6 protein-coding genes are annotated in these 11731 nt (G+C 50.3%); 3 read left to right on the top strand and 3 right to left on the bottom strand.

What is annotated here, in order from left to right:
* Window positions 1-185 precede the first annotated feature (185 nt).
* Window positions 186-1373 (top strand): glycosyltransferase, encoded by a 1188-nt coding sequence (locus tag HOK28_02695; protein MBT6431971.1) that lies wholly within the window; start codon window positions 186-188, stop codon window positions 1371-1373.
* A gap of 1 nt (window position 1374) precedes the next feature.
* On the opposite strand, the gene HOK28_02690 is transcribed toward HOK28_02695, so the two are convergent.
* Window positions 1375-1671, bottom strand: coding sequence for an oxidative damage protection protein (locus tag HOK28_02690; protein ID MBT6431970.1), 297 nt, complete (start codon window positions 1669-1671; stop codon window positions 1375-1377).
* 123 nt (window positions 1672-1794) lie between these two features.
* On the opposite strand from HOK28_02690, the gene HOK28_02685 reads away from it, so the two are divergent.
* Complete coding sequence (locus tag HOK28_02685) at window positions 1795-2937, top strand: aminotransferase class V-fold PLP-dependent enzyme (GenBank protein MBT6431969.1); 1143 nt, start codon at window positions 1795-1797, stop codon at window positions 2935-2937.
* Between the two features lie 5 nt (window positions 2938-2942).
* Here the strand turns inward: HOK28_02685 and sppA are convergent, their stop codons facing one another.
* Window positions 2943-4628 carry a signal peptide peptidase SppA gene (gene sppA, locus HOK28_02680; GenBank protein MBT6431968.1) on the bottom strand — a complete coding sequence of 562 codons (1686 nt, stop codon included), beginning with the start codon at window positions 4626-4628 and terminating at the stop codon, window positions 2943-2945.
* Window positions 4625-5092, bottom strand: a complete 468-nt coding sequence (locus HOK28_02675; protein MBT6431967.1) for a hypothetical protein — start codon at window positions 5090-5092, stop codon at window positions 4625-4627. The genes sppA and HOK28_02675 overlap by 4 nt, the downstream gene beginning before the upstream one ends.
* Window positions 5093-5349: 257 nt before the next feature.
* Here HOK28_02675 and HOK28_02670 point away from each other — a divergent pair, with 257 nt between their 5' ends.
* Window positions 5350-11730 carry a response regulator gene (locus tag HOK28_02670; GenBank protein MBT6431966.1) on the top strand — a complete coding sequence of 2127 codons (6381 nt, stop codon included), beginning with the start codon at window positions 5350-5352 and terminating at the stop codon, window positions 11728-11730.
* The last annotated feature ends 1 nt before the right edge of the window (window position 11731 follow it).

The raw sequence follows: 11731 nt of genomic DNA, 5'->3' as shown, positions 1-11731 counted from the left end.
TCGTCGATCCACTCAATAATATCAACCAGTTCGCCGCGTAATTTATCGAATAGTCCCATGCTTAAGTCTCCTAAGTTGGCTTTTACAACTTCTTTAATGCGGCTCAACAATAGACCGCGCGCTCCGTAGAATCAATCGTTGGCGTGTACCTCGAATGTCCTTATACTGCGGGTGGAGGGGTTGCTATGAGCAGTACATCTTCGATTCAGCATGCAGACACGCGAGGGCGTATCGTTGTTATTGAGTACCGTCTTATTCAGAAGGATTTGGTGGCACTTTTTAAGCGTTCGGGTTTCGAGGTCAAGGTTTTGCCCGCGGCGGAGCTGAAAGTGGGTCCTTTTCGCTCGATGTGTCGTGAGTGGAACCCCGATCTAATCATCAGTATTAACTACAGCCCTGATTTGGCCCTCTTGGCTACTTTTGTTCGTAAGCCGTATTTGAGCTGGACCATTGATCCCCTTCCTGCGGGGCGCATGGCGGTTCGTAACGGCACCGAACTGGCCTCCTGTATGGTCTTCAGTCACCGCGAGGCATCGGTTGAGGATTTTAAAGCCCTTGAGATCAAAGATGTGCGGCCGCTTAAGTTGGCAGCTCCTCATGAGAGGAGAGCACCGGTTGATCATACCGAGTCACTTAAGCCTTACTCAGCGCGGGTAAGCTTTGTTGGTAATTCACTGCAAGGCGACTCGGCCGGTTTTATGCCGGTATTAGACGAACACCAGCTGGAGAGAAGAGTGCCGGAGCTGGACGCGTTTCTCCAAGGCATATTCGATGCCCGGGCGGGTCATAGTAATTGGTGCGGTTTAACGGATCCAGCAGAGGCTTTACCGGAAGAATTCTTGATTTACGTCACCGCGCAGAGCGAACGTATTCAATGTCTGGAGGCCGCGAATGGCCGCCTGGCTCATCTTTTACGCATGGAGCGTGTGAAAAGCTTGAGCGATGCGGGTATCCAAGTTTGGGGAGATACTGGGTGGGAAACTGCGGGCGTGACCTACCGAGGTGTCGCAAACCACGGTGAGGAACTGACTCGAATTTACTGCGCGAGCCAGCTCAACCTCGACATTCCGCGCTTGTACCAAAGAGATATCATCACCATGCGGGTTTTTGATGTGCTTGCCAGTGGCGGCGCGTTACTGGCCGAGGAGTGTTCGGAGTTACTTGAGCTCTTCACACCGGGAGAGCATTTGTTTACCTATGCCGATTCAACGTCCTTAGCCACTAGAGTAGAAGAGCTTTTAGCTGAGCCGGAAAAATGCCGAGAAGTAGCCTCAAACGGTCATAAACTGGTTGTTGGGGAGCATACGATGGAGCACCGTTTTCAAGTGATATTAGATGCTTGCTATGAACGAGGTTGGCTGAAACCGTTGTAGATTATTCTTCAGGAGCTGCTTCTGCGGCGGGTTGAATATCGATAAATTCTGGTGGAGCTTCCACACCTTCTCCGAAGAAAAAATTAAACATTTGCTCGCTCAGAATATCTTGAGCTTTAGCTTCGGCTGGATTGAGGCGGTATTCGTTGATCACCATGGTTGAGTGCTTGAGCCACTCTCCCCACGCCTCTTGCGAGATTTCTTGATAAATTCTTTCGCCGAGCTCATTCTTCAGCGGGGCAAATTCGAGACCAGGTAATTCTTTACCGAGCTTTTTACAGTTTACGATGCGTGTCATTTGGTACTCCTCGATGTGCCCGTATTGGAGGCTAAAATCTCCATTCAAGGCTGCTCATACCTTATCGGTTAAGAGCTGACCACCCTTTTTGAGATCTTGTCTGATTTGCTCTAAACAACTGGTATGAAAAAACTTTCTGACTACCGAAAGCTCTTTCCAATCTGTGAAGAGGGCATTTATCTCAACCACGCTGGCGTGGCCCCGACCTCTTTACCGGTTTGCGAGGCGGTTCAGGCTTGGATGCTGGAGCTGGCGCGGCGTGGCATTCACATGGGAGCCACGTGGGAAGAGGATGCGGCCAAGGTTCGCGATTCCGCGGCCCGCCTTGTTGGGGCAGAGGCCCATGAAATCACCTTCGTTCGTAACACTTCCCATGGCTTGGGACTGGTTGCTGAGGGAATCGATTGGCAGCAAGGTGATGAAGTCATTTGTTGTCCTGAAGTGGAGTATCAATCCAACGTTTATGTGTGGCAGCACTTATCCCACTACGGGGTCCGTGTGGTGGAGGTTGCGCCTGAAGGCGGCGGCGTGACTTTAGCGGCAGTGGAGAAAGCAAGAACCGATAAAACGAAGTTACTTGCGGTAAGTGCAGTGCAGTTTGCTACCGGGCATAAAACCGAACTCAAAGCTTTGGGACAGTTTTGTAAAGCGCATGATATTTTATTCTGTGTTGACGGGATTCAGTGGCTCGGTTCGGCACCTTTAGATGTGAAAGAATTTGGAATCGACTTTTTGGCGGCCGACAGTCATAAATGGATGTTGGGAGTGTGTGGTATCGGTTTACTCTTTGTTGATGAAACCAAGCTCTCGCGATTAAGGCCTGTTCTCGTTGGTTGGAAAAGTACGACCGCGCCTTTTGATTTCGATACAGTGCGATTTGATATTCGAGAAGACGCATCTAAATTTGAAGAGGGAAGCAGCGCTTATCCTCTCATTGCCGGCTTCGGTGCCTGTTTGGACCTTTTGCATGAAGTCGGTCTTGACGTTATTGAAACTCGCCTTGGTCAGTTGCAGGAGAGGCTGGAAAAAGGCTGTGTCGATTTGGGAGCAGAAGTATCACCGCCTGCGGGTTCACGGGGCGGAAGCATTTTTGTCAAATGGCCAGGTGAAATAACTGGTTCTATATATGAAGCACTGGAGCAAAGTGGTGTGAGGGCTTCTCTGAGGCGCGGGCGGATCCGCTTTTCACCCCATTTTTATACGCTCGACGAAGAAATCGATGAAGTACTGAGAAGAATGTCTGAGCTGGTCAAGCAGTTCAGTTAGAGTCTCTACCGGATCGTTGGGACCGTCGGAACGCGGAGCGTTGAATCGCCCGTATTCGATAAAAGTTTGAGTGCATCCAATGTAACTTTAACTTCTTCGGGTAGGTTGATATTTGCTCCGATTAGACTGCGAAGCATGGCGAGAGGGTTATCATCTTCAGGATAAACTTTAAGGTGGATACCTTCCTGCTCTGAGATTTTCATGCGCTCTTGGAGACGAACGAGGGCAAGGTGAACATCACCAAGTTCATCAACGAGTCCGTTTTTTTGAGCCGCTAATCCCGACCAGACCCGGCCTTTGGCAACCTCTTTTACCTGCTCGATGTCCATTTTTCGGCCCTGGGCCACCTTGTTTAAGAAATCATCATAAATGAAGTCGATGGACTCTTGGAGCCGCTTCAGGCGTTGGCCTTGCGGGAGCTCGGTCATCGAAAACGCATCTCCGTTTTCCATCGTTTGATAGCTGTCGAAGCTCACCTTGAAGTTGTTCTTCAGCGTACGGTGCAGCGATGTGAGCATCGCAATGACTCCAATGCTGCCCGTAATCGTGCCCGCCTGTGCGACGATATAATCGGCATCCAGGCTGATGTAGTACCCACCGGATGCGGCTAAGTTACCCATTGAAACCACGACTGGGATGCCAGCTGCTTTGGTTAGTTCGATTTCGCGTCGAATGACGTCACTGGCTATGACCGACCCGCCGGGGCTGTCGACTCGAAGCAGTAAGCCGGCCACGCCGTCTTTTCGAGCATTGCGGATAGCTCGGGTAAGCGTATCTGACCCAATACTTGGATCTGCGCTGCTTTCCCCGCGGTGAATGGAACCTTCGGCTATGACCAAGGCTACAGGCACAGCGCCTTGATAGAGTTTGCCCGTTTCACGGTATTTATCCAGTGAGACAGTCTCCCAGTCGTCAACCATACGGCCTTCGATGTCATCGAGCACTTGGTCGTAATAGCCAGCAGTTTGAATGATTCCTTTTTCGCGTGCCTGAGCGACGCTGTAGGGACCTTCTTCAAACCAAGCCCTGGCGACGTTGTTATCAATACCGCGATGGGTGGCAAGCAATTGGATAAGTGCCGATTGGACATCTTCAAGCAGGCTTTTGGTCGCCTCAAGATGAGCTTCTGTATATTTTTCTTCAGCAAAGGGTGCAGCGGCATTCTTATATTCGTGACGTTGCTCGACGAGTACATCGATGTCCATGAGTTCAAGCGTTTTCTTGAAGAACGCTGACTCTGCTCGAAGCCCCATCAGGTTAACGGAGCCGGTGGGCGAAATGGTAATCGAGTCTGTTGTAGATGCCAGGCAGAAAGGTACATTGCCCGATGAAAATTCCCCGGCGGTATCAAGGTAGGACACACTCCATTTACCGCTCTTTTTAAACACGGCCATCGCATCGGCAACATCTTGAAGCTGGGCGATTCCTATTTGCACATTGCTGATGTGGAAAAAGATTCCTTGGATTTCTGGGTCTTTGGCTGCTCGCCGGATGTTTGACGTAATGGTATGGATGGACTGACTGGCGTTTCCAGAAAGTGCTCCCAAAATATCGTTACTTTGGAGCTCTTCAATGGCCCCATGAAACTCGAGCTTGAGAACCTTGTCGCCTTTGGCCTGTGTAACACGCAGGGATACGGCCAAGCATACGATGAACCCAAATACTCCCATCGCCCATAGAAATTTTTTCATGGTAGTCTGCTTTCTGGAAGTGGTGTTGGAGCGGTCCAGTCTTTGGGCAGTGGCACCTGCACCCGCGCAGCAGCCCAATGCTTTTCCGCTGAGAACGCGGTATCGGTCACTTTGAGCCCTTGGATATTGGATGATTGAAGCCAAGCACTGACTTCATGCAGAGCGCGACTTGATGCAGCATTGATTGCCAGCTCACGATTGGGAATACCGAAAACGACCCCCGTGGCGATAAGCGTTGGCTGCTTATTCTGAGTGGAGGTCGTGATGCGCGTTTTGAGCCATTTTGGTGCGCCGTCTGGCAGGGAGTCACGAAGTACACGAACCATTTTGGATGAGGACGATGCGACTTCTTCCTTAGCTGGGGCCTCCGGAGGTGGAGGGCTTGTAGGTGTGCTTGGAGTGCACCCAGCCTGGGTAAGGGCCAAGAAGGTAAAAGATAGATAAATCAATAGTCGGTGAATCAACGCGGTGTACCCCTTTAAAAGCAGAGAAAGTCCATTTCTTCTTACCCTGCTAAGATAAACGTCTGCCTTGGATATGGTGCTCTGCGATTCGATGTCAAGACTCATCTCACGGGCTAAAAGCGGTATCGAATACAGAAAATTCTTTAATTTTCAGGGTTTAAAGGCGTCAAGGCGCTGGAACCGCTCTTAAGTGGTTGATATTCTCATCCACGACTGCCACGACCAACCTATTGGTCTACTGGAAAGAAATGTAAAGTATGGCCCAAACGAATGTTCATATCCCAGGTTTAGAGCTCGACATCATGGTGGGGCAGGGTGCGCATTCCATTGTATACAAAGCCAAGCGCGGTGATGAAGATTACGCAGTTAAGCTACCCAGGATCGAAGATCTAGAAGACGAATCCCGGCGAATTAATTTTATTCGGGAAGCAGCTATCGTTGCGCAGGTTCGTCACCCGGCATTACCGAGAGTGTATGAGGTGGGCGAGGCCGATGATTGTCCCTACCTCGTCATGGAATTTATGGGCGGCACAAGTTTAGCCGCAGAAATTGAAAAAAATCCACTTTCCGAAAGCGAGGTTGTCCGCGTTGCAATCGATTTGGCCAGCGGACTGGGCACCCTGCACCTCGCCAATCTTGTTCACCGGGATGTGAAACCACGCAACGTTATACTGTCGGACAAGGGCAGAGCTCGCCTCATCGATTATGGCATCTCTTCGGTCGCTACAGGCACCGCTGATTCTGTTGTTGCAGGAACTTTTCAGTATTCTGCGCCCGAGCAAACGGGAATGCTCGAAAGACCCGTCGATGGACGTGCTGACCTTTACGCTCTCGGTGTATTGATTTTTGAATGCCTCACAGGCCAACTTCCGTTTCAAGCGAAGGATGTTGGTGACTTATTGAGAATGCATGCAGTTGTGGCCGCGCCGGATGTTCGAGGGCTACGAGGCGATGTAAGCGATGGTCTCGCGATGATTGTCGCGCGGCTCTTGGCAAAAGACCCAGACGACCGCTACCAAAATGCCGCTGGCTTAGCGAGTGACCTTGTTCAATTGCCGTTTCTCAACGAGCTACTGGATGGTAATAAAACTGTTTATCTTGATTCAATCGATTCTCGTTTTCGGACGCCACAAGCTGTGGCCGTCGGCCGAAAAGAACAGCTCAAGCAGTTACAACAAGTTTGGGACCGTGGGCATCTTGGAAGTGGCGCCGTAGCCATGATTGAAGGAGATTCCGGCGCGGGGCGAACACATCTCCTAAACAACCATTTACAGCAGCTGGCCGACGCTGGAGTGCCAGTGATGGTTGCCCGGTGCAGCTCTGAAGGTGGTCTGCCCCTGGAAGTCTTTAGGCGGGCCATTGATGGCATGATTTCATGTCAAGCCGCGGGCTCAAACCCCGCAGCTCAAGCTCTACGTGAGCGAATCGTCGAAGCGGGTGAAGATGGCCGGAGTGACTTGGTTGGCTTTTCGTATGAACTAGAGAAGTTGTTTGGAAAGACCGGTCAGGCCGAAGAGGGCGACAGCAGCGACGATGCCCAGGAGCACCAAGCTGTTGCCGATTTTCTATTCCGACTTGCCGGTGGTGGCCGCGGTGCTTGTGTTGTGATCGATGAATTGCAGTGGTGTGACCAGGGCTCCTGGCAATTCTTAACCAGACTAATCCGGCAACTCTCCGGGACCGGTCTTGTTATTTATACAAGCATTCGCCGAGACGACATCTCTAATGCGACCGCGAAAAAACTCCGAGACCTTGTAGGTGGTTATTATTTTAGCCGGGTTGTTTTGGGTAACCTCAATGCAGAGCAGGTAAGCGCAATGGTCTCTCAGCAGCTTGCCAGTGAAACGTTGCCGCCCGATTTGGTAAGTCAGTTAATGACTCGCTCCGAAGGAAACCCAATGGCGGTTGGGGAATGTTTGCGGGCTATGCTGATGCAAGGTGTTCTTTTGCCTCACTGGGGAGAATGGAAACTCGATACTGCTGGGCTTGAGAAATTAAACCTACCCGATAACGTGCTCGATATCAGTCTGCATCGCCTGCGTGAGCTGTCTCAGGACACTTTGGTTGTTTTACGTCAAGCGGCAGTTGTTGGTGCTCGTTTTGATGCACGTTTACTTAACGAGTTGCATACCGAGGAACAAAATGCCGTTTACCATGCAGTGGCGGAAGCCTCTGCAGCTCGTTTACTGGATACAACGGGCAAACGAGACCACTATGTCTTCATTCACGATAGGGTTCGCATCGCTCTTTTAGAGCAACAAGCCGATGAACAGATTAAGCGAACGCATCAAGACTTGGCGCTGGCCCTTGAGCAAATGGATATTTCAATTCCCGGCCATATCTACGCTCTGGCAGAGCACTATGCTGCAGGGTATACTGAGGAAGCGCCTGCACGTGTTTATGAGACCAACAAACAAGCTGGATGCCGTGCCGTCATCGATAACGATTCAGACCGCGCGTTAAGATACTTCACAACCGCCCGGTTATTCCTTCCCCGTTCGGGTTATGAGGTTGTGCCCGAAGGAGCGGAACTCGCTCGATGGATGGGTGAAGCTTGTGTTAAGACGAAGCGGCTCAAAGAAGCACGAGAGTTATTTGACCAAGCACTGGCAGGAATTCAAGATCCCCTGACGCGTACGCGTATACTGGTTCAATCGTCCCAGTTGGCAGGTAGTCGTTATGAATTTGATAAAGCGCGAGCAGATATCAAAGCAGCTTTCAAAGAACTTGGCACCAGTATGCCCCATACCACGCCTCTCACTTTGGCGGGTGCGTTTCTTCGCTGGGCTTCAATTCCGTTATTTAAAAAATTGGGTTGGTTTCGAAAACCTACCAGTAAAAGCGAAAAAGGGCGACTGCGTTTATTGGCGGACCTTTTAGATCGCACTGCAACCCTGTCCTATTATGAATTTAACGGTCCAGGTATGTTGCACCAAGTTCTTAAAGAACTCGTTATTGCTGAGCGTTTAGGGCCGTCACTCGAGATGGTGAAAGGTTACTCCGCGCTGTCGGCAGCGTGTGCGGTGATGGGGCTAAAGAAAGCGGCCTTTAGTTTTATTCGCAGAACCCAGGAAGTTTCAGATTGGCTCGATATGCCAACGCTGCGGGCCAGAACCAGCCTTACAATTACTTTCGTGAGCGCGTATGTCGGAGATGTTCGAGCAAGTCAGGCTGAATCTGAAAGATTGCGCCGCTATGCGGGTACTTTGGACCCTTGGCTTCTCAATGCGACTCATGTGGTTCGCGCATTTCATTTCTTGATGCAAGGCCGGGCGAGCGCTTCCCTTCAAGCCATCGGTGAGGGTCGCTGGCAGTTAGAGCAGATGGGGCAATCTGAAGATTCCGATCCCGAGTTTTTCCACGTTTTTGATTTATTTGAAGCACAGTCAAAGGCACTCTTGGGGCAACACCGTGAAGCTCTTGCGGTGGCCGAGGAGGCTGTTCGGCGTACAAAGAACCTATCGCCACGAGACCGTTATTCTTTGTGCCGCATCTACGGCGCAGTTGCACTCTGTTTGGCTGAAACGGGAGATACGAATCCAAGGCTATTGTCCTGTGTCGAAGCGTTCTTGACAGTCGCCCCGAGGCCACGAAAAGTACCTTACTATATTAAGTCTTTTTACGTTTCGTTGGCTTATCTCAGATTGAGACGTTACGAAATTACAACTCGAGACACCCGTGCTGCCGATAGACGAGATTTGGTTGAAGCGCTGAAGCTCTTAAAGGAGGCGGCGAGCGTCCCCTTTTTCAAATGTCACTATCATGCGGTTGTGGCGGGCCTTGCCCGGATAGACGGGGATGTGAAGAAGTCACGTCAAGCAATCGCTCTTTGTGAAGAGATGTCTCACGAGGTAAATGGGGCCTGGTCCCTTTATGAGTCAACACGGCAAAAAGCACATCTCTTATGGGGCCGAGGCAACACCGCAGGAGCGATGTTGGCATCTCAAGCGGCGCTTGCTCTATGTATTGATAACAGTTGGACTGACCGTGCTCGGCGGTTACGTATGGAGTTCCCACAGTTAAGTGGTGGGCAAACTGTGGTCCCAACTCAGGTCATGGATTCCAATACAGTTGGGACTTGGCGATTTCAGCAACAGCTCGATGCAATTATGCAGGTTGGTACAGCGACGGCTCGCGTTCTAGACCCTGAGGAGCAGGCGGAAGTTGCCCTGGATGAAACCATTCGTTTGATGAATGCGGAACGAGGTCTGCTCTTTCTGACGAACAAAGATGGGGACTTGGCTTTCCATGTGGGCCGAGATCAAGCACAACAAGAAATCGTTAAGCCGACGGATTACAGTACGAGTGTTGTTAAACAAGTTGCACGGTCCAACACCACGATTGTTGTTACGGGTACAGGACGAGGTCCTGTAGCAGCTTCAGACAGTATCATTACTTACGATTTGCGCAGTGTCATGGCTGCTCCACTCATGTTGCATGACCGTCTCCTTGGTGTTGTCTATTTTGACAACCGAACTGCGAAAGGCGTCTTTACTGAGAAAGACGGTGAAGTACTGAGTATCATCGCCAGCTTTATTGCAATCTCTCAAGAGACGGCCCGTTCGGTACAAGGTGAATTTCAGCGTCATGAACTCGAGCGTAAAGCATATGACCTTGAGCAGTCCCGAGTTATGGCCGAGCAGGCCTCTCATATGAAGAGTACGTTCTTGGCCAATATGAGTCATGAGATTCGAACGCCGATGAACGGTGTTTTGGGAATGGCGTCTTTATTGGGTGATACGGATTTACGGGAAGAACAACGTGAATACCTCGGCTCCATAGATTCTTGCGCGAAAACTCTGCTGCGTATCGTCAACGATATTCTCGATTTCTCAAAAATCGAGGCCGGTAAGCTTGAGATTGAAACGATTCCGATGGACTTAAGATTGGCGGTAGAAGATGTTGCCGAATTGATGTCGAGCCGTTCCGATGAAAAGTCGATTGAGATGGTTGTTGATTATGACCCCTCTATCCCCTCAGGTGTGCTTGGAGATCCTGGGCGTATCCGGCAAATTCTTACAAACCTTGCGGGCAACGCCATCAAGTTTACCGAAAATGGCCATGTTGCAATTCGTGTTTCCAGTGAAGCTCGATCCGACAACAAGGAGCTGATTCGATTAGATATTGTAGATACTGGAATAGGAATACCAGCAGACCGCTTGGACGCAATTTTTGAGGAGTTTAGTCAAGCCAGTGAATCCACAACCCGTAAGTTTGGTGGAACAGGGCTCGGTCTTTCTATCTCCAAACACCTTGCTGGTTTGATGGGCGGTGATGTTCGCGTGACGAGTGAGCTGGGCAAAGGCTCTGTATTCTCAATTGAGGTTCCCTTCGAATTGGCCGACTCTCCAGAGCCAGCACTTTTGATTCCTGAGAAATTGAAACAAAGCTCTGTACTTATTGCCAGTCGCCATCCTGAGATAGTTGCGACCATGGTCCGCAGTCTAAACTATCACGAGATCCGCTCCGTGGCGATTGAGCCCGAGCTAGACCAAATTCTAAATGCTATCAATCAAGCACGTGAGAACGACGAAAAATTCTTAGCTGTTATATTTGAAGCTCCGGTCGATGACGTCATGTTGTTCGAGAAATTACGCAAGGACCCTCGCTCGATGGGCACGGAGCTTATCGGTTTGGTCGGTGCTGGTCGCCTTACAGAGCGTAAGCGGTTGGGTCAGCTTGGCTGCCGCTCTGTACTCGCAAAACCTGCCCGTATTGCACGTCTACTGGCTGCTTTGGAGGTTTGCTTAGAACCTGCCCCGAGGATAACTCCAAAAGCTGAGGCGGTGGTTGAGGCTAAGGTTCAAGAGGCTTCGGCGAAGAAGCCTATAGTCGAAGAGGCGCGTGGGAATGGTCTCAATATCTTGGTTGTGGATGATAATCTCGTCAATCAAAAACTCGCGGCGAAGATGATCCAAAAGCTGGGTCACCATGTCGACATTGCTGTGAACGGCCAGCTGGGTTTTGAGCAGGTTCAAAAAAGCCAATATGACATCGTGTTTATGGATTGTCAGATGCCGGTGATGGATGGTTACACCGCTACGAAGAGTATCCGAAATTGGGAACCAAAAGATAAGCGGCTGCCAATTGTTGCGATGACTGCCAATGCGATGACTGGTGATCGGGAGCGATGTTTAGATTCCGGTATGGATGATTACATGACAAAGCCGTTTAAGAAGGCGGATTTTGAACGTAATATTGAAACATGGGTACCGAAAGTTTCGGTTGAAGCGTCACCGCCTGCGAAAGCAGAAGCGGAAGAAAATACCGAAGGATTACGGGTTTTGGTCGTAGACGATAACGTTGTTAATCAAAAACTGGCATCGAAGTTCTTACAGAAGCTGGGCCACCGTGTCGACGTAGTGTCCAACGGCTTGCTTGCCGTTAACCAAGTAAAGGCCGAAGATTACGACATCGTATTTATGGACTGCCAGATGCCTGAAATGGATGGCTATACGGCAACGCGAACCATTCGTGGTAACGAGGCTGAAGGTAAAAGATTGCCGATTGTGGCGATGACAGCCAACGCTATGACTGGAGATCGTGAAAATTGTCTCGCGGCAGGTATGGACCACTATATAACGAAGCCCTTCAAGCAATTGGACTTTTCGGAGGCGATCACCAGTTTGGTGTCATAAT

It is taken from the genome of Deltaproteobacteria bacterium (genome assembly GCA_018668695.1).
Classification (GTDB): Bacteria; Myxococcota; XYA12-FULL-58-9; order XYA12-FULL-58-9; family JABJBS01; genus JABJBS01.
Note: the sequence above shows the minus strand (reverse complement) of the source record. Positions and strands in the feature narration are given on the sequence as shown.